This window comes from Streptomonospora arabica, assembly GCF_039531585.1.
In the GTDB taxonomy this organism is placed as follows: Bacteria; Actinomycetota; Actinomycetes; order Streptosporangiales; family Streptosporangiaceae; genus Streptomonospora; species Streptomonospora halophila.
In genome coordinates this window covers 16,475-41,512 of record NZ_BAAAQI010000002.1, presented here as the reverse complement: position 1 = coordinate 41,512, position 25,038 = coordinate 16,475, and the positions used below count along the sequence as shown (strand labels likewise).

The 25,038-nt window shown below is 74.3% G+C and carries 22 protein-coding genes and 1 tRNA gene; 19 read left to right on the top strand and 4 right to left on the bottom strand.

Annotated elements, in window-relative coordinates; all coding sequences use genetic code 11:
* The first annotated feature begins 195 nt into the window (after positions 1-195).
* From tmk to ABD284_RS03300, 5 genes are all read left to right on the top strand, one after another.
* A complete protein-coding gene (tmk, locus tag ABD284_RS03320; RefSeq protein WP_344140820.1) occupies positions 196-2,637 on the top strand; it encodes a dTMP kinase in 2,442 nt (813 codons plus the stop codon).
* A 206-nt stretch (positions 2,638-2,843) separates the two neighbouring features.
* Positions 2,844-4,043, top strand: a complete 1,200-nt coding sequence (locus ABD284_RS03315) for a DNA polymerase III subunit delta' (protein WP_344140818.1) — start codon at positions 2,844-2,846, stop codon at positions 4,041-4,043.
* Positions 4,044-4,203: 160 nt separating this feature from the next.
* Entirely contained in the window at positions 4,204-5,823 is a 1,620-nt protein-coding gene (locus tag ABD284_RS03310) for an alpha/beta hydrolase (RefSeq protein WP_344141468.1), read from the top strand.
* 163 nt (positions 5,824-5,986) lie between these two features.
* A tRNA-Thr gene (locus ABD284_RS03305) sits at positions 5,987-6,059 on the top strand.
* A gap of 168 nt (positions 6,060-6,227) precedes the next feature.
* Positions 6,228-6,575 (top strand): hypothetical protein, encoded by a 348-nt coding sequence (locus ABD284_RS03300; RefSeq protein WP_344140816.1) that lies wholly within the window; start codon positions 6,228-6,230, stop codon positions 6,573-6,575.
* Positions 6,576-6,762: 187 nt separating this feature from the next.
* On the opposite strand, the gene ABD284_RS03295 is transcribed toward ABD284_RS03300, so the two are convergent.
* Complete coding sequence (locus ABD284_RS03295; protein ID WP_344140814.1) at positions 6,763-8,142, bottom strand: family 4 glycosyl hydrolase; 1,380 nt, start codon at positions 8,140-8,142, stop codon at positions 6,763-6,765.
* Positions 8,143-8,328: 186 nt separating this feature from the next.
* Between ABD284_RS03295 and ABD284_RS03290 the strand changes: the two genes are divergently transcribed.
* Positions 8,329-9,480, top strand: a complete 1,152-nt coding sequence (locus ABD284_RS03290) for a carbohydrate kinase family protein (protein WP_344140812.1) — start codon at positions 8,329-8,331, stop codon at positions 9,478-9,480.
* Between the two features lie 31 nt (positions 9,481-9,511).
* On the opposite strand, the gene ABD284_RS03285 is transcribed toward ABD284_RS03290, so the two are convergent.
* Positions 9,512-10,360 carry an exonuclease domain-containing protein gene (locus ABD284_RS03285; RefSeq protein WP_344140810.1) on the bottom strand — a complete coding sequence of 283 codons (849 nt, stop codon included), beginning with the start codon at positions 10,358-10,360 and terminating at the stop codon, positions 9,512-9,514.
* A gap of 326 nt (positions 10,361-10,686) precedes the next feature.
* Between ABD284_RS03285 and ABD284_RS03280 the strand changes: the two genes are divergently transcribed.
* Positions 10,687-10,950, top strand: coding sequence for a hypothetical protein (locus ABD284_RS03280; RefSeq protein WP_344140809.1), 264 nt, complete (start codon positions 10,687-10,689; stop codon positions 10,948-10,950).
* A 541-nt stretch (positions 10,951-11,491) separates the two neighbouring features.
* Complete coding sequence (locus ABD284_RS03275; protein ID WP_344140807.1) at positions 11,492-11,860, top strand: hypothetical protein; 369 nt, start codon at positions 11,492-11,494, stop codon at positions 11,858-11,860.
* Positions 11,861-11,876: 16 nt separating this feature from the next.
* Here ABD284_RS03275 and ABD284_RS03270 read toward each other — a convergent pair whose 3' ends face one another.
* Entirely contained in the window at positions 11,877-12,434 is a 558-nt protein-coding gene (locus ABD284_RS03270) for a hypothetical protein (RefSeq protein WP_344140806.1), read from the bottom strand.
* Positions 12,435-13,136: 702 nt separating this feature from the next.
* On the opposite strand from ABD284_RS03270, the gene ABD284_RS03265 reads away from it, so the two are divergent.
* Complete coding sequence (locus ABD284_RS03265) at positions 13,137-13,823, top strand: hypothetical protein (RefSeq protein WP_344140804.1); 687 nt, start codon at positions 13,137-13,139, stop codon at positions 13,821-13,823.
* Positions 13,824-14,009: 186 nt separating this feature from the next.
* Here the strand turns inward: ABD284_RS03265 and ABD284_RS03260 are convergent, their stop codons facing one another.
* The gene (locus tag ABD284_RS03260; RefSeq protein WP_344140802.1) at positions 14,010-14,531 is read right to left on the bottom strand and encodes an inorganic diphosphatase; all 522 of its coding nucleotides are present in this window, start codon (positions 14,529-14,531) and stop codon (positions 14,010-14,012) included.
* Positions 14,532-14,670: 139 nt separating this feature from the next.
* Between ABD284_RS03260 and dacB the strand changes: the two genes are divergently transcribed.
* The 10 genes from dacB (at position 14,671) to folK (ending at position 24,981) form a co-directional block, all read left to right on the top strand.
* Positions 14,671-15,966, top strand: coding sequence for a D-alanyl-D-alanine carboxypeptidase/D-alanyl-D-alanine endopeptidase (dacB, locus tag ABD284_RS03255; protein ID WP_344140800.1), 1,296 nt, complete (start codon positions 14,671-14,673; stop codon positions 15,964-15,966).
* Between the two features lie 183 nt (positions 15,967-16,149).
* Positions 16,150-17,295 carry a zinc-dependent metalloprotease gene (locus ABD284_RS03250; RefSeq protein WP_344141467.1) on the top strand — a complete coding sequence of 382 codons (1,146 nt, stop codon included), beginning with the start codon at positions 16,150-16,152 and terminating at the stop codon, positions 17,293-17,295.
* A gap of 25 nt (positions 17,296-17,320) precedes the next feature.
* Positions 17,321-18,337, top strand: coding sequence for a tRNA lysidine(34) synthetase TilS (tilS, locus tag ABD284_RS03245; RefSeq protein ID WP_344140799.1), 1,017 nt, complete (start codon positions 17,321-17,323; stop codon positions 18,335-18,337).
* Between the two features lie 248 nt (positions 18,338-18,585).
* Positions 18,586-19,140, top strand: a complete 555-nt coding sequence (gene hpt, locus ABD284_RS03240) for a hypoxanthine phosphoribosyltransferase (protein ID WP_344140798.1) — start codon at positions 18,586-18,588, stop codon at positions 19,138-19,140.
* Positions 19,141-19,578: 438 nt separating this feature from the next.
* Positions 19,579-21,696 (top strand): ATP-dependent zinc metalloprotease FtsH, encoded by a 2,118-nt coding sequence (gene ftsH, locus ABD284_RS03235; RefSeq protein WP_344140796.1) that lies wholly within the window; start codon positions 19,579-19,581, stop codon positions 21,694-21,696.
* Between the two features lie 29 nt (positions 21,697-21,725).
* Positions 21,726-22,322, top strand: a complete 597-nt coding sequence (folE, locus tag ABD284_RS03230) for a GTP cyclohydrolase I FolE (protein ID WP_344141466.1) — start codon at positions 21,726-21,728, stop codon at positions 22,320-22,322.
* A 386-nt stretch (positions 22,323-22,708) separates the two neighbouring features.
* Positions 22,709-23,560 carry a dihydropteroate synthase gene (gene folP, locus ABD284_RS03225; protein ID WP_344140795.1) on the top strand — a complete coding sequence of 284 codons (852 nt, stop codon included), beginning with the start codon at positions 22,709-22,711 and terminating at the stop codon, positions 23,558-23,560.
* Complete coding sequence (locus ABD284_RS03220; RefSeq protein WP_344140794.1) at positions 23,557-24,021, top strand: nuclear transport factor 2 family protein; 465 nt, start codon at positions 23,557-23,559, stop codon at positions 24,019-24,021. The genes folP and ABD284_RS03220 overlap by 4 nt, the downstream gene beginning before the upstream one ends.
* The gene (gene folB / locus ABD284_RS03215; RefSeq protein WP_344140793.1) at positions 24,018-24,422 is read left to right on the top strand and encodes a dihydroneopterin aldolase; all 405 of its coding nucleotides are present in this window, start codon (positions 24,018-24,020) and stop codon (positions 24,420-24,422) included. The genes ABD284_RS03220 and folB overlap by 4 nt, the downstream gene beginning before the upstream one ends.
* A 43-nt stretch (positions 24,423-24,465) precedes the next feature.
* Positions 24,466-24,981 (top strand): 2-amino-4-hydroxy-6-hydroxymethyldihydropteridine diphosphokinase, encoded by a 516-nt coding sequence (gene folK / locus ABD284_RS03210; protein WP_344140792.1) that lies wholly within the window; start codon positions 24,466-24,468, stop codon positions 24,979-24,981.
* Positions 24,982-25,038: the final 57 nt, after the last annotated feature.

Genomic DNA, 25,038 nt, shown 5'->3' with positions numbered 1-25,038 from the left:
CGCTCCTTGAACGCCGCGCGGCGCGAGGCGCGGGGCCCCGGATCCCGCTGTTGCCGAGCGAGCTATCGCCCTTCTCATGTTTCGCACTAGGCTGGCGACTGCGCCCGCAGCACGGCCGGTCCTTTTTCCGTCCCGGACCGATCGGGGCCCAAAGCCCACCTTCCCAGCACCAGAACAGTCGATACCTTCATCGCTATGAGCAGATCTGCCCCCCTAGGAGCACCGGGCGAGACGCGCGGCGTCCTGTCCAGCAGCAAGCCGTTGCGCCGCCTGTGGGCCGCGCTGTCGCTGTCGAGCCTCGGCGACTGGCTCGGCCTGCTCGTCCTCCTCTCCCTGGCCGCCGCACTGACCGCCGACTCCGACCCCCTGATCCGCGCCTACGCCGTCGCCGGCGCGGCCGCGGTCAAGCTCGCGCCCCCGCTGCTGCTGAGCCCGCTGGCCGGCCTGCTGGCCGATCGGTTCGACCGGCGGATGACGATGGCCGCAGCCGACGCCGCCCGCGCCCTCCTCTACCTGTCCATCCCGCTCGCGGGCCGCCTGGACTGGCTGCTCATCGCCGGCTTCCTCGCCGAGCTCGCGGCCCTGGCCTGGACTCCGGCCAAGGACGCCGCGCTCGCCGAGGCGGTGCCCAAGCGCAAGCTGGACCGCGCGATCCGGCTGGGCGTGCTGACGTCCTACGGGGCCGCTCCCGTGGCCGGCGCGCTGTTCGCGGCGCTGGCGTCGCTGAGCTGGCTGCTGGGCGCGCTGCTGCCCGGTGGCGGCGGGCGCCCCGACGGCGCCTTCTTCGCCCCGCAGGCCGACGCGGCGCTGTACACGGCCGGGGTCGCGTTCCTCGCGGCCGCACTGGCCGCCTGGGTGATGCCCAAGCCGCGCAGGAGGCTGGTGGAGGCCTCGCCGACCCCGGCGCCCACCGGTCCCGGCGCGAACCAGGCCCGGTCCTCGGCGGCTCCGGCCGGCTCCGCGCCGCCGGAGGCGGCCGACAACGAGCGCACGTCGCCGATCGCCGCCGGCCGGTCGGCCGACGACGAGGCCACCGCGCAGCTGCAGTCCACCCAGAGCGCCGCCGACAACGAGCGCACGGCGCCGATCGCCACCGGCACCCCGGCGGCGGACAACGAGGCCACCGCCGAGATGGCGCCCGCGCCGCAGCCCGAGGAGGCCCGCTCCGCCGGCCCGTCCGCGAGCGGCGCGGCCGCCGAACGCTCGGCCGCGGCCCGGCCCGCGGCGGAGCGGCGGTACCGGCCGGAGAACCTGCTGCGCACCGTGTGGCAGGGCGGCCGGTTCGCCGGCACCACCCCGTTCGTGCGGGGCCTGCTGGGCGGCATGGTCAGCGTGTTCCCCGCCGTGGCCGCCGTGGTCGGCGTCGCCCGGCTGCACGTGACGACCCTGGGAGCCGGCAACGCCGGGTTCGGGGTGCTCTTCGCCGCCGTCTTCGCGGGGATGGGCCTGGGCATGGTCGCCGGCCCGCGCATCCTGCACCACCTCAGCCGCCCCCGGCTGTTCTCGGTGAGCATGGTGGTCGCCGCCCTCGCCCTGCTGGCCGCCGGCCTGATCCCGAACATGGTCATGGCCGCGGTGCTGGTCGCGCTGGTCGGCGGCGCCGCGGGGATCACCTGGGTGACCGGCGTGACCCTGCTCCACCAGGAGCTGGAAGACGACATCCGCACCCGCACGCTGGGCTACCTCGACGCGGTGGCCCGTACCGAGCTGCTCGTCGCGGTGGTCGCGGCTCCGCTGGTCGCCGCGGTCGTCGGCGACCACACCCTCGGCTTCGGCGACCTCGACTACGCGTTCCTGGGCACCGGCGCGGTCCTGCTGATCGCGGGCGTGCTGGTGGTCCTGGCCTCGCTGATCACCTACCGCCGGGTCGACATCGGCGGCGAGGCCCCGCTGGGCAAGGAGCTGTTCGCCGCGCTGCGCGGGGTGCCGCTGCCCAGCGCCGAGGCTGCCCCGGAGGAGAGCCGCCTGCCCGGGACCTTCATCGTCCTGGAGGGCGGCGAGGGCGCCGGCAAGTCGACCCAGACCGGCCGACTGTCGGTGTGGCTGCGTGAAGAGGGCTTCGAGGTCGTGACCACCCGCGAGCCCGGCTCCACGAAGCTGGGGATGCGGCTGCGCGCCCTGCTGCTGGACCGCGAGCACACCGGGATGTCCGCGCGCGCCGAGGCGCTGCTGTACGCGGCCGACCGCGCCGAGCACGTCTCGTCGGTGATCCTGCCCGCGCTGCGCCGGGGCGCGATCGTCATCAGCGACCGCTATGTCGACTCCACGCTGGCCTACCAGGGCGCCGGACGCGAGCTCGCCCGCGACGAGATCGAGCGCGTCAACGAGTGGGCGACCGAGGACCTGGCTCCGCACCTGACCGTCCTCCTGGACATCCCGCCGGACCAGGGGCTGGCGCGGCTGGGCGGCAGCACCGACCGCATGGAGGCCGAGTCGGAGGAGTTCCACACGCGCGTGCGCCAGGGCTTCCGCGAGCTCGCCGAGCGCGACCCCTCCCGGTACCTGGTGGTCGACGCGCGGGAGTCCGCGGAGGAGATCGCCCGGGAGATCCGGGGCCGCCTGCGTCCGCTGCTGCCCGACCCGGTGCCCCAGGACGCCGAGGCGATCACCGGGATGATGCCCACCATCAAGGAGTAGGTCCGCCGCCCGTGCCCAGCCCGGCACGGCGGGGGCCGACCGCACGGCCGCCGGAGTCCGCCGCGACTCCGGCGGCCGTTCGCGTGTCCGGGGCGCCGCCGGCGGCGGCCGGATGTCGGCCGGGCGGTCTATCCTGGGAGCCGACCCGGAGGCGGTGCCGCACCGCCCGGGCCCAGTCGGCGATCGAGCGGCAGTGGGGCGCAGCGGTGAGCGAACGAGTGGAAGCCGGCCGATCCGGGGTCTTCGGCGACCTCGTGGGCCAGGACGCCGTGGTCGAGCGGCTCCGGGCTGCCGTCGGCGGCGCCGACGACCTGCTCGCCGGAGGGCCCGGCGAGGGCATGACCCACGCGTGGCTGTTCACCGGGCCGCCGGGGTCCGGCCGCGCCGAGTCCGCGCGCGCCTTCGCCGCGGCGCTGCAGTGCCCCCGCGGCGGCTGCGGCGCCTGCGACTCCTGCCACCAGGTGCTCGCCGGCACCCACGCCGACGTGCTCTACGTGCGCCCGAGCGGGCTGAGCTTCGGCGTCGAGCGGACCCGCGAGCTCGTGCTCCAGGCGGCGTCGCGGCCCACCGGCGGCCGGTTCCGCATCGTGTTGTTCGAGGACGCCGACCGCGCCACCGAGGCCGCCTCGAACGCCCTGCTCAAGGCGGTCGAGGAGCCCTCGCCGCGCACGGTGTGGCTGCTGTGCACGCCCACCGCCGAAGACATGCTGGTCACCATCCGCTCCCGCTGCCGCGAGGTGACCCTGCGCACGCCGCCGACCGGCGCGGTAGCCGACCTGCTGGTCCGGCGCGACGGCGTCGAACCCGGGCGGGCCGCCGAAGCCGCCCGGGCCGCTTCGGGCGACGTCGAGCGCGCCCGCCGGCTGGCCACCGACCCCGAGGCCCGCGAGCGCCGCTCGGAGGTGCTGGGCATACCGGCCCGCCTGGACGGCACCGGCGCGTGCGTGACCGCCGCGGCCCGGCTGTACGAGCTCGCCGAGGCCGAGGCCAAGACCACCACCTCGGACCTGGACGAGCGGGAGCGCAACGACCTCAAGGCCGCCTTCGGCGAGGGCTCCACCGGCAAGGGCGTGGCCAAGGCCGTGCGCGGCGCCGCCGGCGCCCTGAAGGACCTGGAGGAGCGGCAGAAGCGCCGCGCGACCCGCATCAAGCGCGACACCTACGACGTCGCGCTCATGGATCTGGTGGCGTTCTACCGCGACGTGCTGGCCGTCCAACTGGGCGCCGCGGTCGAGCTGTCCACGGCCGGGCACGAGGGCGACGTGCAGCGCCTCGCGCGCTCCTCGGCGCCGGAGTCCACGCTGCGCCGCATCGACGCCATCATGCTCTGCCGCGAGCGCATCGCCGCCAACGTGCACCCCCAGATCGCCATGGAGGCGATGACGGCGGCCCTCTACCAGGGCTGAGGCCGCCGCGGTCCGCGCGCAGCGGGCCGCTCGGCGCGCAGGCCGCGTGCAGGCCGCCCGGCGCCGAGCGGCCGGGCGCGCGACCACCGCGGGCGGCTCCGGGCGGGACTCCGGGCGGCGGCGGGGCCGCACCCATGGCTAGGGTGGCGCCGTGGACACCATGCAGGCCGCCGGCGCCTCCCCTTCGGTGCCGTTCTGCCGCGCCTCCCGCCGGCCGTCCGCCCGGCTCGCGGCGCGGACCGCGGCGGCGGTGCTGGCTCTCGCGGTCGCCGCGGCGGGCTGCACCGGCTCGGACGGCGGCTCGGGCGCAGACGCCCCTTCCGGCGCCGCCGACGCCCCCGGCGGAGCGCCGGCCCGGTTCTACGGCCAGACGATCGACTGGCGCGACTGCGGTGACGACGGCGCCCGGTGCGGCACCTTCGAGGTCCCCCTGGACTACGCGGAGCCCGGCGGCGAGCGGCTGGAGATCGCGGTCCGGCGGATCCCGGCGACCGGCTCCGACCCGATCGGCTCGCTGGTGGTCAACCCCGGCGGACCCGGCGGTTCCGGGTTCGAGTACGCCGACTCCGCCGCCCGCACCGTCGGCGAGGCGGTCCGCGAGCGCTTCGACATCGTGGGCTTCGACCCGCGCGGCGTGGACCGCAGCTCCCCCATCGCCTGCCTGGACCGGTCGGAGATGGACGACTTCATCGCCGTCGACTTCACCGGCCCCGGCGGCGGGTCCGACCCCGCCGACGTCGGTGAGACCGGGCTGCGGGAGCTCGCCCGGCTCAACCGCGGGTTCGTCGAGGGCTGCCGCGAGGACTCCGGCGACCTGATGATGCACATGGGCACCGACGAGGTCGCCCGCGACGCGGACGTGCTGCGCTCCGCCCTGGGCGACGACGAACTCACGTTCCTCGGCAAGTCCTACGGCACCTACATCGGAGCGCACTACGCCGACCGGTTCCCCGACCGCGTGCGCGCCCTGGTCCTCGACGGCGCGCTGCACCCCTCGGCCGACATCGTGGAACTGGGGATGCGCCAGGCCGAGGGCGCCGAGGTCGCGCTGCGGTCCTTCGTCGAGGCCTGCCTGGAGGTCGCGGACTGCCCGCTGGGCGGGCCCGGCGACGACGTCGAGTCCGCGACCGAGCGGCTGGCCGGCCTGCTCGAACGGGCGGGCCGCGAGCCGCTGCGCAGCGACCTGGACGACGGCCGCCCCGCCAACCGCTCCTGGCTGGAGCTGGGCATCCACTCGGCGCTCTACAGCGAGAGCTCCTGGCCGCGGCTGAGCACGGCCCTGGACGAGGCCTTCGACGGCGACGGCACCCGGCTGCTGCGGATGGCCGGCGACCTCTACAACCGCGGCGACACCGCCGAGTACACCAACTACACGTCCGCGCTGGTCGCGGTGAACTGCTCGGACCGGCAGAGCCCGCGCGACATCGGCGCGTTCGAGGAGGCCGCGGAGCGCGCCGACAAGACCGCCCCGCTGTTCGGCGCGCCGCTCACATGGGGAGGGCTGACCTGCGCCTACTGGCCCGAGGAGGCGGTGGCCGAGCCCGAGCCGCTGGACGCCCCCGGGGCGCCGCCGATCCTGGTCGTGGGCACGACCCGCGACTCGGCGACGCCCTACGCGTGGGCGCGCACGATGGCGGGCGAGCTGGAGTCGGGAGTGCTGCTCACCCGCGAAGGCGACGGCCACACCGCCTACGGCCGCGGCAGCGACTGCGTCGACTCCGCCGTCGACACCTACCTGCTGCGCGTCGAGCCGCCCGAGAAGGGCACCGTGTGCCCGTGAGGTCCGTGCCGCCCGGCCCTGCGCCACGGCGGGCGGGGGCGCGGCGGCCCGTGGGCGGGCCCGCGGCCGGCCCGGGGCGGGCGGGTCCGCAACGGTGATTTCGCGTACCGGTGCGCCCGCGCAAGGCGCTACACTGGTGACCGCTCCGCGCAGGCGGGGCAGCGCCGCCTTAGCTCAGTCGGCAGAGCGATTCACTCGTAATGAATAGGTCGTCGGTTCGATTCCGACAGGCGGCTCCGGATCGAGAGGCCCGGGCGCGACCCCACCGGTCGCCCCGGGCCTTTCGCTGTGCGCCCGCCGGCGGGCCCGGGGCGGAGGCGGGTGCGCGGGGCGTGCGACAGCCCGCCCCCGGTCGCATCAGTCGCATCCGGTGCAAGTCTCGTTGCATTGGGTAGTTGTCGGGTATGAGCATGCTGCTGATGGTGCTGGCGATGCTGGGCGCGTTGGCCGTGCTCGGCCTGGGGAGCTGGGTGTCGGCGCACGTCCGGCGCGGCCGCCGCGAGATCGAGCCGGGCGGCGACGCGCCGGAGGCCGCCGCCCCGGACGAGGCGCCCGCCGGCGGCTACACCCTGCTGGAGGGCGCCGAGGAGCGCGCCGCGGGGGAGCTCACCGGCGACGCGCTCGCCCGCGTCCGCGGGCTGCTCGCCGAGGGCCGCGGCAACGAGGCGGTCGGCGCGGTCCGCGACGCCACCGGCTGCGGCGCGCTCCGGGCCGAGGAGATCGTGGCCGGCCTCCGCCGCTCCGGGCGGTAGCGGCGGGCTGTTCGCGAGGGCGGCCCGTCCGGCGGAGGCGACCGCGGCAGGCGCCGGAGGCGGATGCGCGCGCGTTCGCGCTGGTCCGGAAGGCAAGTTGCGAAGCGGCCGCCGTCGCTGCGCCGGTCCCGCCCCCGGCCGGGCCGGGCCTTCGCCGGCCGCGCCCGCCTTCCCGGGCGGGATGCCGCTACGGGTTCGGCAGGACGTCGCCGAGGTCGCCGAAGGCCTCCAGGTACCCGTCCAGCAGGGTGCGGGCGGTGGTCACCGAGTCGACCAGGGGATGGGTGGCGAAGGCCCGCAGGGCCGCCGCGCGCGAACCGGTGCGCACCGCCTCCATGATGTCGCGCTCCACCGACTTGACCGCGAGCACCAGGGCCAGCTGGTGGCCTGACAGGGGCGCCGCGGCGAGCGGCTGCGCGCCGCCGCCGTCGACCAGGCAGGGCAGCTCGACCACCGCGTCGCGGTCCAGACCCGCCAGGGCTCCCCGGTTGCGCACGTCGACGATCAGGCGGGCCGGCTCGTCGCGGGCCAGGGCCCGCATCACGGCCAGCGCCACCTCCTCGTAGCCGCCGCCGTCCAGGTCCTGCTCGGCGCGTTCGACGCCCCCGGCAGCACGGCGGTTGTCGGCCATGTAGCCGCGCTCGCGGGCCAGCCGCGCGCGGTCCCACAGCTCGAACGCCTCGCCCGGCCGCGCCGCCGCCTCGCGGTAGAAGCCGTGCTGCTGCTCGACCAGTTCCTCGCCGCGGGTCAGGCCCTGGCGGGCCGAGTCGGCGGCGGCCGCGGCGGCCTCGCGGGCCATGTAGTAGTAGTGCAGGTACTCGTTGGGCAGCGCGCCCAGGCTGCGCAGCCAGTCGGCGCCGAACAGGCTGCCCTCCTCGAAGGACTCCAGCGCCGCGGTGTCGGCCAGCAGGTCGGGCAGCCGGTCGCGGCCGCCGCTCCACAGGCCGCGCAGCCAGCCCAGGTGGTTCAGCCCGGCGTAGTCGGCACGCACCGCCGCCGGGTCGAGCTCCAGTGCGCGCGCGGCCCGCCGGGTCAGGCCGACGGGGGAGTCGCAGATCCCGATCACGCGGTCGCCGAGCACCGCCGACATCTCCTCGGTGACCAGGCCCGCCGGGTTGGTGAAGTTCACGACCCAGGCCTCGGGCGCGTGCTCGGCGATCGCGCGGGCGACCCGCCGCGCGACGGGGAGCGTGCGCAGCCCGTAGCTGATGCCGCCCGCGCCGACGGTCTCCTGGCCGATGACCCCGGCCGACAGGGCTACGCGCTCGTCGGCGACCCGCCCCGGCATCGCGCCGACGCGGATGGCCGAGAACACCATGCCCGCCCCCTCCAGGGCCTCGGGCAGGCTGCCGGCGGTGCGCACGGTCAGCCGCGGCTCGCCGTGCTCGGCGGTGTGGGCGTCGCGCTGCCGGTCCAGAACGGCGCCGACGCCGCGCAACCGGTCCTCGTCGGTGTCGAAGAGGACCACCTCGGAGATCACGGCGTCGCCGCGCCGGGACTCGGCGAGCAGCGCCCGGTGCACGAGCGGCACGCGGAACCCGCCGCCGCCGAGAATGGCCAGTCGCACGTGTGCGTCTCCTCTCCGCCCGGCCCGCCCGGTTCGCTTCGTCCCACCGTAGTTTGCGGCGGCGCCCCCGGGGTGTGGGCGACATCAAGGGTGCCAGTGTCGGTGTCCTTGCATAGCCTGCACTTCTAGGACTCTTGAGCAGGCGCTCTCGAACGGGGGCGCCCGACCGCGGGGAAGAGTATGGGCGTGCAGACACGCGTGAACGCCGGCAAGCAGACGGCGAAGGCCGCCGCACGACTGGAATCGGAGCCTCTGGTCGGGCAGCCGCACGACGTCCTGGCCGCCGAGCGCGAGCCCGACAGCCCGGCAGTCGACCTCGCGCTCAGCGGGACTGTGTTCTTCGACATCGTGCTCACCGGGCTGGCCGCTCCACCCGCCGCGGGGACCGAGGTCGGCGCCGAGGGCATGGGCTCGTGCCCGGGCGGGGTGGCCAACCTCGCGGTCGCGGCTTCGCGGCTGGGCCTGCGCACCTCGGTGGCGGCGGCATTCGGCGAGGACGTCTACGGCGACTTCGCCTGGGACACGCTGAGCGTGCAGGAGCGCGTGGACCTGGCGGCGTCGCGGCGCATCCCGGACTGGCACTCGCCGTTCACCGTGTCGCTGGCCTACCGCGGCGACCGCAGCATGGTCACCCACGAGCACCCCTCGCCCACGCCGCACCGGGAGATGGCCCGCGCCCTGCCGCAGGCGCGCGCGGCGTTCGTCAGCCTCAGCATGGACGACGGGGTGCCGCAGTGGGCGCTGGACCAGGCCGCCAAGGGCGCGCGGATCTTCGCCGACGTGGGCTGGGACGACAGCGGGACCTGGAGCGGGTCGGTGCTGGAGCAGCTGCGGCGCTGCGACGTGTTCATGCCCAACGCCATCGAGGCGATGTCCTACACCCGCACGGGCAGCCCCGCTTCGGCGCTGTCGGCGCTGGCCGAGTACGTGCCGGTGGCGGTGGTCACCGACGGGCCGCGCGGCTCGCTGGCGGTGGACCAGTGCACCGGCGAGAGCGCCGAGGTCGAGGGGCTGGTCCTGGAGGCCATCGACACCACCGGGGCCGGCGACGTCTTCGGCGCCGCGTTCATCGTCGGGACGCTGGCCAACTGGCCGCTGGAGCAGCGGCTGCGCTTCGCCAACCTCTCGGCCGCCCTGTCGCTGCGCCACACCGGCGGTTCGCTGTCGGCGCCCGGCTGGGCCGACATCGCCTCGTGGTGGGGCCGGACCGCGGCGGGCCACAGCGCCACGGAGCGCAGACTGGCCCGCGACTACCGGTTCCTGGCCGACCTGGTGCCGTTGTCCTGGCTGCCGACCGAGCAGCGCCGCGCCAGCGCCACGATCGGTCTGCGCAACTAGGACCCGGCGGCCCCCGCCGCCGGGCCGGGCCTCAGACGGCGGCGCAGGGCCAGGTGCCGTCGACGACGGTGCCGTGCCCGGGGCGGCTCTTGTCGAGCCACTCCTGGCGGCTGCGGGCGTAGGCGGCCGCCCATTCGATCTGGCGCTGGTGGAGCGCTGCCAGGTCCATCGAGGCGACGTCGGGGCGGCGCGCGGCGATCTCGCACGCCAGGGCGAGGCAGGCCGCGGCGTCGCCCAGGGCGGTGTGCGCGTCGTTCAGGCTGACGCGGTAGAACTCGCACATGGCGGCGAGGTTGCGCTTGCCGCGCCGGTAGGGATCGGATCCGCGGTCGATGACCAGGGGGTCGACGACGGGGGCGACGGTGTCGGCGCCGAGGCGTTCGCTCAACGGCGCCAGTTCGTGGCGGCGGAGCTCGCCGGCCAGCACCATCAGGTCGAAGGGGGCGTTGAAGACGGCCAGGCCCCGCCCGGCGATCAGGTGGGCGCTGAGGGCCTCGGCGATCTCGTCCAGCGCCTTGGCTGCGGGGGCGCCCTCGGCGCGGGCGCGCTCGTTGGTGATGCCGTGGACGGCGATGGCGTCCTCGGGGATCTCGCGGTCTCCGGGGTCGACCAGCCAGGTGCGCTCGGTGCCCGCGGAGTCGACGAAGGCCGCTGAGACGAGGAAGGCTTCGCGGGGGTCGCGGGAGGAGGTCTCGCAGTCGTAGCCGGCGAGCGCGCCGGTGTGCCAGCCGATGTGGTCGCCGCGGGGCGGGGGCTCGGGACGGGGTTCGTGCTCGGTGCAGTAGGTGCGCCACCGCCCGTCCTGCTTGAGGACGACTCCGGCCTGGGCCGCGACGGGGGTGCCGCAGGAGGTGCATGTTCCGGGGTAACGGTTGCGCATCGTACTCCCCTGCTCTCTTTGCGTCCCGGACATGCTAGCGGCGGGTGACGACGATTCCGGCCGGATAGGGAGATCCGGGCCCGCAGGAGGTTCGGGAGCGCGGCGCCGCGCCGAGACGCCGCGCGGAGTGCGGGCGCCGCCGACCGCGTGCCGGCCCCCGGCTCGGCCCGCTGAGCGGGGAAGTCGCGCGATCCGCGACATGACCCCCCGGCCTCGGGGGTAGAGAGACCCAACGCGCGGCTCCTCGCGACGGATTCGCGCATGGAGCACCCGGAAGCCGAACGTCGCGGTCGGATGCGGCCGCACGCCGTAGGGAAGGGGAGACCATGAGCCTGGACGAGGCGGGACGCCAACTCGAAGCCGCCATCCACGACGCGCGCGTCGCGTTCGACTGCATCGAACTGGACGATCTGGAGCGGGCGCACACCAACGCCATCACCGCGCGCGCGGCCGTCGACGCCGCGGAGTACGCCATCCGGGTCGAGGCGGAGCGCCGCGAGGGCGAGGGCGAAAAGGAGTCCTCCAGCGGCGGGAGCGCGGAGCCGGGATCCACGGGCGCGTCGGACTCCTCGGAGGAGCTGTCGGGTTAGGCCCTGTCCGCGAAGGCGTGTTCGCCGGTGTCCGCGCCGGTGCGCCTTGCCGCCGGAGGACCAGGGCGCTCCCGCGGTGAACGGCGCGGCGATCGTCTCGCCGCTGGGCGGCGGCTCCAGACGGCGCCTGTGACCCACCTCGACGGTGGGCTCGGCGCGGGGGGAGGGCTCCACGGACCGTCCGGCGTGAGTCCAGCTCCTCGTCGGCCGCATCTTCGGGCGCGGCGCCGTTCGCCGGGTTGTGCCGCGCCCCCGGCTCAGCGGAGACGATGATCTCCCGCGTGCGCTTCGCGAACGCCGCCGGTTCGGGTGCGAGCGAGATGACGGGGACTCTTCGGCGCGCCCGGAGCCGCCGAAGGGGCGAGCCGCTGCGTTGGCCTCCTTCGCCCGCCCCGGGGCGCGCGGAGCTTCGTCTCACCCCTCTTCCAGCAGGGCTCCGGCAGGGGGTGCGCGTCTCGCGGCCGCGGAGAACCCGGCGGCCCCGGTGGCACGTCCGGCACCCGACCTCGAACGCATGTACGAACTCGGGTAGGCTTGTGGCATGCCTGACCAGCAATTATCTCCTGACTGGCCGGAGAGCGTGCATCCGCCGGGGTCGGACTCGTTCGAGCAGACGGCCGCCGTCTGGCTGTTCGACCACGTGCCCGCCGACTACCGGCTGCACGGCGTGCTGCGGCGGCATCCGGTGGCCCTGTCGCGGCTGGCGCGCCAGCACGTGGCCTCCTCGCTCGAAGGCGCGCGCCAGGGGTACCGAACCGCGCGGGTCGACCTGCGCGACCACCTGCCCCAGCACGCCGTCGACCAGGTCATGAACGCCTACCGGGAAGAGGGGCGGCGCATGGCGGCCGTGCTGCGCTCGATCGAGGCCGTCGACGAGGCGCTGCGCGCGGCCGCGGGCCGTGCCGAGTAGCCGGGCCGCGCCGGGTTCAGCCGGTGACGCGCACGACCACCGCGCGCCGGTCGCCGGTGTTGATGAGCTGGTGGTCGTCGCCCGAACCCAGTGCCCGGGCACGGTCGCCGGTCAGCTCCTGCACCGCCTGCATCTCGCGGTCGGGGGCGACCGTGACCATGTGCACGCGGCCGCTCGCCAGGTGCAGGACCGAGGCGCGGTGGGGCTCGTCGGGCACCGCGGCGAAGCCGTTGGGCTCCAGCACCAGGACGCTCACGCGCATCCGCCGGGCGGCCGCGCGCCGCGCCGGGCGCGGCGCAGGCTGCCAGCGCCCCCCGCGGCGCGGGCGCAGTCGGAGCAGGGTCGGAGCCGAGGCCGCGGCGCGTGCCGCGGCGGCGAGCCGGCCGATGGTCGGGGCGCTGCGGGTCTGCAGGTGCGGATAGGGGGCGGGGTGCCCGGCGAGCACGATGTCGCCGATGCCCTCCGGCGACACGGTCGGCGCCGCCGGGCGCGGGACCGGAGGCGACCCTTCGTGTCCGGTCCTGTTCGCAGAGTGCTCTGCGGTGGTCGCGGAGGCGGCGGTGTCGTAGGTCATGGGTGCGGCTGTCCTTCACGGCGTCGAGCCCTCGGCGCGGCGGCGCCGGGGCTGGCGGAACTCAGGGGGAGCCGGTCGTCCGGAGGCGGAGTCCTCGCGGCGGCCGCCGCCGCGCGGCAGCGGTTCCGGCGGGGCCGGCGGAAAGCAAACGAATGCGAACGAGAACGAAGACGCGCCGTCAGGCGACCGCCTGCGGCGCGACCCGGCTCAGCGGTGGTCGCGGCGGGCCGGACAGCAACACAGGCAGCGCACACCGACCGCACGGCGAGCGCCGGAGTGGGCGCTGCGAGCCATGGAGGATCGATCAGTACGGGTGCGCGGATGCATACCGCTAAGAACACCAAGCCCGGCCCGGGGTGTCAAGCGCACGCCGGTCACTCGGGTGTGTCGTCCGCGTCACGCGCCGCGCCGGGTCCGGCGCTGACCGCCCGCCGGGAGACCCGGCCCGGAGCCGTCCGGTGCGGGCGGGAGGCGCAGCGCCGGCTTCGGCAGAGTCCGGAATCATGGGATCTGTCCGGGCCAAATTTAGGTAAACGCGTTGCGGTGCCGCCTGAATCGGTGATGGCATAAGAGACCGCTAAAGACCGGAACCGGCGCAGGGGCCGCGGTTCCGGCGAAGGCCCCGGCGCCCGGCGCCGGTCGCGGCGAAGCGGGACGAGAACGAGTGCGCGCCTGCGGGGCGGGTCGCGCCGGAGGTGATCGTTGGGGGGCGACGGAGCGGTGCGGCCCGGCAGAAGCGGGCAGTCCTCCGCCGCGCCCGCGGGAAGATGGGCCCGGATCGGAGCGAGCGCGCTGGTCAGCGCCGCCGCCGGGGTGATGGCCGCCGGCTTCGTGGACTGGCGCGCCGGTGCGCTGGTGGCCGGCCTGACCGCCCTCACCTACGTCCTGTCGGGCACGGTCGGGCGGCGCGTGCCGCGATCCAGCGGACCGGGCCCGGCGCTGCGGGCCCTGCGCGCCCGCGGCTACCGGCTGGTCCCCGACGGCCCCGCCCGCCATGTGGCGGTCGGGCCTGCAGGCGTGTTCCTGCTGGCGGCCACCGGGCGATCGGCCGCATGGCACGGCCCGCGCGGATGGCGCGTCGGAGGTGCCCCGGCGGACCGGCTCGCCCAGCGCCTGGAGGAGCAGGCCGCCGGCCTGGACCGCGCCGCGGCGGGCGGCGGGGCGGACCCGGACTCCGCGGACGCGCCGGGACCGGCACCCGCGGCCCCCGCCGTAGCGGTCATCCTGGTCGCCGGGCGGCGGCCGGAGTCGGTCGTGGAGCTGGGACGGGTGCTGCTGTCCCGCCCCCGCCCCGCCGTCCGGCACATCCTCGCCCGAGGCGACGTGCTCTCCGCGGAGCAGGTCGAACACGTCGCCGAGCGGATCGGGCGGTATCTCGACTCGGCCTGAGCGGTCGCGATCAGGCCGGGCGGCCGACCGCGTGCGCCGCCACGGCGCCCGGCGCCGCACGCTTCGCCGACCTCACTCGCAGGCCCCCTCCGGCCCCGCCTCAGACCGCGGCCGGGTCCTTCGGAGCCCGCCGGGCCGCGGCAGGCGGCACGGCGGCGTCCCGCACCGGATCGGCCCTTCGGCGGCCTATTCGCTCACCTTGATGTGGGAGGTGTCGCCGTGCACCCCGTGCTCTTCCGCGCGCTTGACCGAGGCGATGACCTCCTGCTCGGCGTCGTGGCGGCCCACCCACGTGGCGCCCTCCACCGACTTCCCGGGCTCCAGGTCCTTGTAGACGCTGAAGAAGTGCTCGACCTCCAGGCGCTCGAACTCGTTGACGTGGTGGATGTCACGCAGGTGCTCCATGCGCGGGTCGGTCGCCGGCACGCACAGCACCTTGTCGTCGCCGCCGGCCTCGTCGCGCATGCGGAACATGCCCACCGCGCGGCAGCGGATCAGGCACCCCGGGAAGGTGGGGTGCTTCAGCAGGACGAGCGCGTCCAGCGGGTCGCCGTCCTCGCCGAGCGTGCCCTCGATGAAGCCGTAGTCGGCCGGGTAGCTCGTCGACGTGAACAGCATCCTGTCCAGACGGATACGTCCTGTTTCGTGATCCATCTCATATTTATTACGCTCGCCCTTGGGGATCTCGATCGTGACGTCGAATTCCATGCTGTTCTCGGCTTCCTCTACGGCTAGTGTCGCTAAAACAGTCAAAGGTCGTCGCATGCCAACGGAAGGCAGGTCCAGGGTGCGGCAGGTACGGGCCCGAGCGCTGTCAGCGTTGGCCGTCCTCAACATATTCGTGCTGGTGGCAGGCGTCGTCGCGATCGACATCATCGATTCCCGCCCACCCGCGACGATGCCCTACCCTGTCGCCTTCGCCGAGGACGCGCCCGACGCGGCGCAGCAGGACGCCGCCCAGGTGGATCCGGAGCGGCTCCGGGACAAGCTCGATGATCCCATGTCGGCCTCCGGTATCGCCGATGGGCTCTACGCCTACGTGGCCGACGCCGAGACCGGCGAGCGCCTCTACGGGCGCGAGGCCGACCACGGAGCCGTCCCCGCCTCCACCACCAAGCTAGTCACCGCTGTAGCCGCACTGCACGCCGCGGGCCCCTCCGCGCGGCTGTCGACCGACGTGGTGCGCGACGACAACGGCGGACTCGTGCTCGTCGGCGGCGGCGACCCCACCCTCACCTCCGACAACGGGTTCGACCACTACCCGCGCCCGGCCAGCCTCGAGGACCTCGCCGCCGAGACCGCCGCCGCGCTGCAGGAGTCCGGGACCGACTCGGTGCACCTCAGCTACGACGACTCCCTCTACCGCGGCTCCGACATGGCGCCGGGCTGGAAGCCGGGCTACGTCGACGAGGGCAGCGTCTCCACGGTGCACGCCCTGATGCTCGACGGCGGCCGCGTCGACCGCTACGACCACTACAGCCAGCGCGTCGGCGACCCGCCCGGCGTCACGGCCGACGCCTTCGCCGAGCAGCTGGAGGCCGCCGGCGTCGAGGTCTCCGGCGAGCCCGCCCCCGCCGAGGCGCCCGAGGGGGCCGAGCCCGTCGCCTCCGTCCAGTCGCCGCCGATCTCGTCGCTGGTGGAGTGGATGCTGCTGGAGAGCGACAACAACATCGCCGAGGCGCTGTTCCACAAGGTCGGCCTCGCCCGCGGCCACGAGGCCTCCTTCGCGGGCGGCGCCGAGGGCGTGGCCGAGGTGATGCGGGAACTCGGCGTGCAGAACGTGCACACCGAGGACGGCAGCGGGCTGTCGGTGAACAACCACATCACCCCCAAGGCGCTGGTCGAGCTGGTGCGGCTGGCCGCGGAGCGGCCGAAGCTGTACCCGGCGCTGAGCGGCCTGCCCACCGCGCACTTCACCGGCACCCTCACCGACCGCTACTCCTCGGCCAGCGGCTCCCAGGCCGGCGCCGGGCGCATCCGCGCCAAGACCGGCACGCTCAACGGGGTGAGCACGCTCGCGGGCACCGCCTACGACTCCGACGGCCGTCTGCTGGCGTTCGCGTTCATGGCCAACGACCCCGCCGCGCTGGGCAGCACCCTCGACACCTTCGCCGCAGCCATCGCCGAGTGCGGCTGCCGGTAGGCCGCGCCGGACGCCGCCGGACGCCGACCGCCGCGGCCCCGCGCCGGCAGGCCGGCGCCCGCGGCGCCCGCGGCGCCCGCGGCGGCCCCGGCGGTCCGCATCGGGAACTTCCCTGAGGAAACCCGGAAATACCCGCGCCGCACGCCCGTTCGGCGGTTTCGTGGGTACGGTGAAGACGTGAGTTTGATCGACTGGGACGTAGCCGTCAGCACCGGTGTCCGACTCGTCCGGCCCGGTCCGCAGGTGGACCTCGCCGACGCCCGCCAGGCGGTGGCGCAGCTGCGCGAGCTGTCCGTCACCGCGCAGGGCCACGTGCGGGAGTTCACCGGTATGGAACCCCTTGAGCCTGCGGGACCGGCGGTCGTGGTGGACCGTCCGGGCTGGATCAAGGCCAACGTCGACGGGTTCCGGGTCGTCCTGGAACCCATACTCGACCGACTCGGCGGCGAACGCCTGAACGACGGCAGCGCCGCCCAGCTCACCACCGCGGTGGGCTCGCGCGTCACCGGCGTCCAGCTCGGCGCCGTGCTCTCCTATCTGGCCGGCCGGGTGCTGGGCCAGTACGAGCTCTTCCTGCCGCCCGACCCCGACGGCCGGGCGCCCACCGGGCGGCTCACCCTCGTCGCCCCCAACATCGTCCACACCGAGCGCGAGCTCGACGTGGACCCCCGCGACTTCCGGCTGTGGGTCTGCCTCCACGAGGAGACCCACCGCATGCAGTTCACCTCCTCGCCCTGGCTGCGCGACTACGTGCAGCAGCAGATGCAGGAGATGCTGCTCGCCTCCAACATCGACGCCGGCGACCTGCTCAACCGCCTGCGCTCGGCCGGCGAGGCCGTCGCCGAGGCGATCCGCGGCGGCGACGGCAACCTCATCGAGGTGTTCCAGAGCGAGGAGCAGAGCGAGATCATGGACCGCATCACCGCGGTCATGTCGCTGGCCGAGGGCCACGGCGACTACGTGATGGACGCCGTCGGCCCCGAGGTCGTGCCCACGGTCGCCGAGATCCGCCGCCGCTTCCAGCGCCGCCGCGAGGGCGCCAACCGCGTCGACAGGGTCATCCGCCAGCTGCTGGGGATCGACCTGAAGATGAAGCAGTACGAGGAGGGTGCGGCCTTCGTGCGCTCCGTGGTCTCGCAGGTGGGCATGGCCGACTTCAACCGCGTGTGGGAGTCGCCGGAGACCCTGCCGACCATCAAGGAGATCCGCAACCCCGACTCCTGGATCGACCGCGTCGTGCGGCCCGCCGCGCTTCCGCGGGAATCCGGGCAGAGCCCTGCCGGCCCGCCGCCCGGGGGCGGGTCCGCGGACGGTTCGCCGCGGGAGTGAGGCCCGCCGCGGCGGCAGGCCGGCCGTGACCGGCCCGCCGCCCGCCGTCGCCGCGGTGCGCAGCGCCGTCCGCGGCGCACTGTCGGGGCTGGATGCGGGCTCGCTGGTGCTGGTGGCCTGCAGCGGAGGCGCCGACTCGCTGGCGCTGGCGGGCGCCACCGCGTTCGCCGCACCGAGGATGGGACTGCGCGCCGGAGGGGTCACCGTCGACCACGGGCTCCAGGAGGGCTCCACCGAGCGGGCCGCCGAGGTCGTCGCGACGATGCGCGGGTTGGGCCTGGACCCGGCCGAGAGCGTCGCCGTGCGGGTGGGGGCCGAGGGCGGGCCCGAAGGGGCCGCTCGCCGCGCCCGCTTCACCGCCCTGGACGAGGCCGCGCGCCGACTGGGCGCCGCCGCCGTGCTGCTCGGCCACACCCGCGACGACCAGGCCGAAACCGTGCTGCTGCGCCTGGCGCGCGGCTCGGGCGGCCGCTCGCTCTCGGGAATGCCGGCGCGCAGCGGGCGCTATCTGCGGCCGCTGCTGGCGGCGCCGCGCGCGCAGGTGCACACCGCCTGCGCGGACATGGGCCTGAAGGCGTGGTCCGACCCGCACAACTCCGACCCCGCCTACGCGCGTTCGCGCGTGCGCACCGACGCGCTGCCCGTGCTGGAGCGGACCCTGGGCCCCGGCATCGCCGAGGCGCTCGCCCGCACCGCCGACCTGCTGCGCGACGACGCCGAGGCGCTGGACGCCTGGACCCGTGCCGCCGAAGCGGGAGTGCGCGAGGGCGCGGGCGCCGACACCGCACTGGACGCCGCCTCCCTTGCGGAGCTGCCGCGCGCGGTGCGCACCCGGCTGCTCCGGCGGGCCGCCGTGGCGGCCGGCGCGCCGGCGGGCTCGCTGTTCGCGGTGCACGTGGCCGAGCTGGACCGGCTGGTCTCCGACTGGCGCGGGCAGGCGCACGTCGACCTGCCCGGCGGGATCCGCGGCGTGCGCCGCCAGGGCCGGATCGCCTTCGACCCGGCCGCGGGCGGCGGGGGCCACGGTGACCGACCCTCCTGAGCTGCTCCGACGACCTGACACGCCGCGGAATGATCACTCTCACACCGGCCCCCGGTGCCGCGCGCACGCGGCCGCGTCCTGCGGACGGCCTCCCGCCCGATCGCCGGACCGCCGCGCCGCCGGCCGCAAGCGCGGCCGCGTGCTCCGGTGCGCCGGCCGCGGGGGCGCCGGAGCACGCCGGCCGCCGGCGCCCGTCTATTCTGGGGGCGTTCTGCCAATCCCGACCTGAGCAGCGAGGTCAGCCAAGCGTGGACGCGAAAGACATGGGCGAGGATCTGGAGAAGGTCCTGGTGACCGAGAGCCAGATCAACACCAGGCTGGGCGAGATGGCCGCCGAGATCGACGCTGACTACGCCGGGAAGGACCTGCTGCTCGTCGGGGTCCTCAAGGGCGCGGTCATGGTGATGGCCGACCTCGCCCGCGCGCTGCACCATCCCTGCGAGATGGACTGGATGGCGGTGTCCTCCTACGGGGCGGGCACGACGTCCTCGGGTGTCGTGCGGATCCTCAAGGACCTGGAGATCGACATCAAGGACCGCAACGTCCTCATCGTCGAGGACGTCATCGACTCGGGGCTCACCCTCTCCTGGCTGGTGGGCAACCTGAAGTCGCGCGGGCCGGCCTCGGTGGAGATCTGCACGATGGTGCGCAAGCCGCTCGCCTTCGACGTGGAGCTGGACGTACGCTACGTCGGCTTCGACCTGCCCAACGAGTTCATCGTCGGCTACGGGCTGGACTACGCCGAGAAGTACCGCAACCTCCCCCTGATCGGCACCCTGGCGTCGCACGTCTACCGGAGCTGAAAGCCGCCGGCGGGACCGCGCCGCGCGGCCGGAAGAGGGGCCGCCGGGGCGGCGGGCGCCGCGTTCGGGGTGACGGCGAGGGCGGTCGGGAACAACACGCCCCTTCCCACGCGTTGGAGGCATGACGGTTTCCACCGTCCGCGAACGCGGGGGAGCGTGAGTGCACCCGGTGATGAACGGGGTGTACGGTCGATTATCCCGGCGTTGTGGGGAACTGCGGGAGTCTGCGCGAAATCGCAGGCCCAGCGCAGTGCATGAAGGAAAACGTGTCCGATAGGTTCCGCTTCCGGCGGCCACATGGGGCTACTCGGCCAAGCGGTGCGGGTTTGGCAAACGGCGCGTACGCGCCCGCGCCGGCACCGCCGCCGCGCCGACCCCTGCGGTTTTCGGGGCAAGCCGGCTGGTCAGGAGGGACGGACCCAGCGGGGTTCCGGATAGATGAATCTCAAGCGCTTGTACCGCGGGCCGTGGCTTTGGATCGTGGCCATCGGCCTGCTGATTATCGCCGTTTTCCAGTTCACCGGCCTGGGCTCGGGCACCGAGCCGGAGAAGGTCGACTCCTCCAAGGTCTTCGACCTGATCGCCCAGAACAAGGTGGACAACGCCCGGCTGGTCGACAAGGAACAGCGGATCGAGGTGACCACCACCGGCGGCAAGGTCTATGAGGCCTACTGGGTCGCCGGCCAGGGCGACGAGATCGCGCAGCGGCTCGAGAACCTGGAACAGGACGGCGACAACGCCGACGGCAGCGGGAACCTCCAGTCCTACGACATCGAGGTCCCCCAGGACAGCATGTTCGTGTCGCTGCTGTTCAGCTTCCTGCCGCTGATCATCATCATCGCCATCTTCCTGTTCATCATGAACCAGATGCAGGGCGGCGGCGGCCGCGTGATGAACTTCGGCAAGTCCAAGGCCAAGCTGATCACCAAGGACACGCCCAAGAGCACGTTCGCCGACGTCGCGGGCGCCGACGAGGCCATCGAGGAGCTCGGGGAGATCAAGGACTTCCTGCAGAACCCCTCGAAGTTCCAGTCGATGGGCGCGAAGATCCCCAAGGGCGTGCTGCTCTTCGGCCCTCCCGGCACCGGTAAGACCCTGCTCGCACGCGCCGTCGCGGGCGAGGCCGGCGTCCCGTTCTACTCCATCTCCGGTTCCGACTTCGTTGAGATGTTCGTCGGTGTGGGCGCCTCCCGGGTGCGCGACCTGTTCGAGCAGGCCAAGGCCAACGCGCCGGCCATCATCTTCGTCGACGAGATCGACGCCGTCGGGCGCCACCGCGGCGCCGGCATGGGCGGCGGCCACGATGAGCGCGAGCAGACGCTGAACCAGATGCTCGTCGAGATGGACGGGTTCGACATCAAGGGCGGGGTCATCCTGATCGCCGCCACGAACCGCCCGGACATCCTCGACCCGGCCCTGCTGCGCCCCGGCCGCTTCGACCGCCAGATCGTCGTGGACCGCCCCGACATGGAGGGCCGCAAGGGCATCCTGGAGGTCCACGCCAAGGGCAAGCCGATGGCCGATGACGTCGACCTCGACGTCATCGCCCGCCGCACCTCCGGCATGACCGGCGCCGACCTGCAGAACGTCGTCAACGAGGGCGCCCTGCTGGCGGCCCGTGCCGGGCACAACCTGATCGACCTGGCCACCCTGGAGGAGGCCATCGACCGGGTGATGGCCGGTCCCGAGCGCAAGACCCGCGTCATGTCCGACGCCGAGAAGAAGGTCATCGCCTACCACGAGGGCGGGCACGCCCTGGTCGGCCACGCGCTGCCGCACGCGGACCCGGTACACAAGATCACCATCCTGCCGCGCGGCCGCGCGCTGGGCTACACCATGTCCGTGCCGATGGAGGACAAGTTCCTCACCTCGCGCTCGGAGATGATGGACCAGCTCGCCATGATGCTGGGCGGGCGCGCCGCCGAGGAGATGGTCTTCCACGAGCCCACCACGGGCGCGGCCAACGACATCGACAAGGCCACCAGCCTGGCCCGCAACATGATCACCGAGTACGGCATGAGCGAGCGGCTGGGGGCGCGCAAGTTCGGCAGCGGCAACTCCGAGCCGTTCCTGGGCCGCGAGATGTCGCACTCGCGCGAGTACTCCGAAGAGATCGCCTCGGTGATCGACGAGGAGGTGCGCCGCCTCATCGAGTCGGCCCACGACGAGGCGTGGGAGATCCTGGTCGACTACCGCGCCGTCCTCGACGACCTGGTGCTGCACCTGCTGGACAAGGAGACCCTGTCCAAGGAGGAGGTCCTGGAGATCTTCGCTCCGGTGGCCAAGCGTCCTTCGCGCGGCTCCTACACCGGCTACGGCAAGCGCCAGCCCTCCTCGCGTCCGCCGGTGAAGACGCCCAAGGAGCTGGCGGTGCTGGGCCCGCGCGACCTGGAGGACGTCTCCTCGGGCAACGGCCAGGGCGAGTACTCCGGCGGCGAGCCGTGGAGCGAGTCCGACCGCGGCGGCGAGTCCGCCGAGGGCGGCCCCGCGGGCGGGGTCAACGGCAGCGGGCGGCAGTCGGGCGAGTCCGAGGACGGCAGCGGGGACCAGGTGTGAGTGCCGAGGGCCCCGAGCCTGACACCGACATTCCGCTGGTCGTGCCGGAGCGGCACGCCGTCGACCACGCCCGCATCGAGAAGGCGGTCCGGGAGATCCTCGTCGCCATCGGCGAGGACCCCGACCGCGAGGGCCTGCGCGAGACCCCCGCCCGGGTGGCGCGCGCCTACGAAGAGCAGTTCGCCGGCCTGGGGCAGCAGCCCGAGGACGTGCTGACCACGGTGTTCGAGGCCGGCCACGAGGAGATGGTGCTGGTCCGCGACATCGAGCTGTACTCGACGTGCGAGCACCACCTGGTGCCCTTCTACGGCAGCGCGCACGTGGGCTACATCCCCAACAGCAAGGGCCAGATCACCGGGCTGTCCAAGATCGCCCGGCTCGTGGACGTCTACGCGCGCCGCCCGCAGGTGCAGGAGCGGCTGACCACCCAGGTCGCCGACGGCATCATGACCCAGCTGGAGCCGCGGGGCGTGATCGTGGTGATCGAGGCCGAGCACCTGTGCATGACGATGCGCGGGGTGCGCAAGCCCGGAGCCAAGACCGTGACGTCGGCGGTACGGGGCGACTTCCGCAACCGCGACCGCACCCGCGCCGAGGCGATGAGCCTGATCCTCGGGCACCACTGAGCTCGGCGGGCGCCGCGCCTCCGCTCTTCCGCCGACGCTCCGGCAGCAGAGCGCCGACCTGCCGCGCCGGACTGCGGCGGCGTGCGCCGCCCTGCACCCTCCTAACCCCCGACCCGGCTTTCGGCCCAGAGCGCAACCGGTCGACCCGCGGCGGTGGCGCCCGGCATGATCGATCAAAGGGCGGGTCGCAGCGGAAGCCGGGGTTCTCGTAGGCTGATCGCACGATCCCCGTCAGCCGCGGCGGCCCACGTACGGGAGGGGAAGAGAAGATCACGGCTATCGAAGCGAACGGGTCCGAGCAGTGGGAGGGCGCCGGAGCCGGTTCTGCCCCGCTGCCCTCGGGCCGGGACCTCCCCGGGCTTCCGATCCGGCGGAGATGCCTGGTGATGGGCGTCGTGAACGTGACCCCGGACTCCTTCTCCGACGGAGGGCGCTGGTTCGACACGGCGAAGGCCGTCGAGCACGGTGTCCGCCTCGCCGAGGAGGGCGCCGACATCGTCGACGTCGGCGGCGAGTCCACCCGGCCGGGCGCCCAGCGCGTCTCCCGCGACGAGGAGCTGCGCCGCATCGGGCCGGTCGTCCGCGAGCTGGCGCGGCAGGGCATCGCCGTCAGCGTCGACACCATGCGCGCCGAGGTCGCCGCCCACGCGGTCGAGGCCGGGGCGCGGCTGGTCAACGACGTCAGCGGCGGGCTCGCCGATCCCGCCATGGCCCGGCTGGTCGCCAAGACCGGCGTCGCCTACGTGCTGATGCACTGGCGCGGGCACAGCCACCGGATGCAGGACCGCGCCCGCTACGACGACGTGGTCCAGGAGGTCCACGACGAGCTGCGCGACCGCCTGTCGGCGATGGCCGACGACGGAGTCGACCCCGGCCAGATCGTCCTCGACCCCGGACTGGGGTTCTCCAAGCTGCCCGACCGCGCCCACAACTGGGCGCTGCTCGCCCATCTCGACCGATTCAACGACTTGGGGCGTCCACTCTTGATCGCAGGCTCCCGCAAACGCTTCCTGGGCCGACTGCTCAGCGACGCCGACGGCAACGCGCGCGACTTCACCGCATGCGACGACGCGACGATCGCGCTGACCACCCTCTCCGCCGCCCAGGGGGCATGGTGCGTTCGCGTGCACGACGTGCGGCCCAACGCCGACGCGGTGCGGGTCGCCGCGGCATGGCGCACCGGCGGGGCGCTCCTGGACGAAGGGCGCGGCGACCTCATCGGCCGGAGCGGCGTGTGAGGTCCCGCCAGGAGGTCATGGAGCGCGTCGCCGAGGCCAACGCGCAGTTCTACGGCGCCATCGAGAACGGCGACATCGACCTGATGCGCCGCGTGTGGGCCGAGGAGGACGAGGCCCCCGACCTGGTCTGCGTCAACCCGGGCTGGCCGCTGCTGCGCGGCCGCGCCGAGATCATGCGCGCCTGGGCGCTGATCATGGCGAACGTGCCCTACATCCAGTACGTGCTCACCGAGACCCACATCGGCGTCAGCGGCGAGGTGGCCATGGTCACCTGCGAGGAGAACGTGCTCACCGCCGAGGACGACACGCCGGGCTTCGTCGCGGGCGGGCAGGTCGTGACCACGAACATGTTCGTGCGGACCCCGGAGGGCTGGCGGCTGTGGTCGCACCACGCCTCGCCGGTCCTCCTCGACGAGAGCGACGAGGACGGCGAGCAGGACGGGGACGGGGACATCGTGTGAGCGAGGAGCTGGACCGCCTCCGGCTGAGCGGCCTGCGCGCCCGCGGCTTCCACGGCGTGCTGGAGCACGAGCGCCGCGAGGGCCAGGACTTCGTCGTGGACGTCGAGCTCGGCCTGGACCTGGGCGAGGCGGGGCGCAGCGACGCCCTCGCCGACACCGTGCACTACGGTGAGCTGGCCGAGGCCCTGGTGGCCGTCGTGCGGGGCGAGCCGCTCGACCTGATCGAGGCGCTGGCCGAGCGCCTGGCGCGGGTGTGCCTGGCCGAGCCGAGAGTGCGCCGTGCCGAGGTGACCGTGCACAAGCCGCAGGCGCCCATACCGCACGCCTTCGACGACGTGGCGGTCACGATCGTGCGCAGGAACGAGAAGGAGGCGGGCGGAGACCCGCGGGAACAAGCGTGAGCCGCGCGGGGCTGTCGGCAACGGCCGGTCGAGGGGGTGGACGATGAGCGGACTGGCGGCGCAGCGCCGGGTGGTGCTGTCCCTGGGCAGCAACGTGGGCAACCGGATGACCGCCCTGCAGAGCGCCGTGGACGCGCTGTTCGACGCGCCGGGTCTGGAACCGGTGGCGCTGTCGCCGGTCTACGAGACCGCCCCGGTGGGCGGCCCGGAGCAGGAGCCGTTCCTCAACGCCGTCGTCACCGCCGACACCACCATGCCCGCCGACGTGCTGCTGGAGCGAGCGCAGTCGGTCGAGGAGGCGCTGGGCCGCGTGCGCGACGTGCGGTGGGGGCCGCGGACCCTGGACGTCGACATCATCGCGGTCGGCGGCGAGCGCAGCGACGACCCGCGGCTCACGCTGCCGCACCCGCGCGCCCACGAGCGGGCGTTCGTGCTGCGGCCCTGGGCCGACGTCGACCCCGGCGCCGAGATCGCCGGCCGCGGAGCGGTGCTCGACCTGCTCGCGGCGGTCGGGGGCCAGGAACTGAACCGCCGCGACGACCTGGAGCTGCGGGTGTGAGCGCCGCCGGGCGGGGGCGTGGACCCGTCATCGGGGATCAGGGGCATCGGCGTCTTT

Coding starts and splice junctions, on each gene's coding strand:
- tmk (WP_344140820.1), top strand. CDS start 196: ATGAGCAGATCTGCCCCCCTAGGAGCACCGGGCGAGACGCGCGGCGTC.
- ABD284_RS03310 (WP_344141468.1), top strand. CDS start 4,204: ATGCAGGCCGCCGGCGCCTCCCCTTCGGTGCCGTTCTGCCGCGCCTCC.
- ABD284_RS03300 (WP_344140816.1), top strand. CDS start 6,228: ATGAGCATGCTGCTGATGGTGCTGGCGATGCTGGGCGCGTTGGCCGTG.
- ABD284_RS03285 (WP_344140810.1), bottom strand. CDS start 10,360: ATGCGCAACCGTTACCCCGGAACATGCACCTCCTGCGGCACCCCCGTC.
- ABD284_RS03280 (WP_344140809.1), top strand. CDS start 10,687: ATGAGCCTGGACGAGGCGGGACGCCAACTCGAAGCCGCCATCCACGAC.
- ABD284_RS03275 (WP_344140807.1), top strand. CDS start 11,492: ATGCCTGACCAGCAATTATCTCCTGACTGGCCGGAGAGCGTGCATCCG.
- ABD284_RS03270 (WP_344140806.1), bottom strand. CDS start 12,434: ATGACCTACGACACCGCCGCCTCCGCGACCACCGCAGAGCACTCTGCG.
- ABD284_RS03260 (WP_344140802.1), bottom strand. CDS start 14,531: ATGGAATTCGACGTCACGATCGAGATCCCCAAGGGCGAGCGTAATAAA.
- ftsH (WP_344140796.1), top strand. CDS start 19,579: ATGAATCTCAAGCGCTTGTACCGCGGGCCGTGGCTTTGGATCGTGGCC.
- folP (WP_344140795.1), top strand. CDS start 22,709: ATGGGCGTCGTGAACGTGACCCCGGACTCCTTCTCCGACGGAGGGCGC.
- folK (WP_344140792.1), top strand. CDS start 24,466: ATGAGCGGACTGGCGGCGCAGCGCCGGGTGGTGCTGTCCCTGGGCAGC.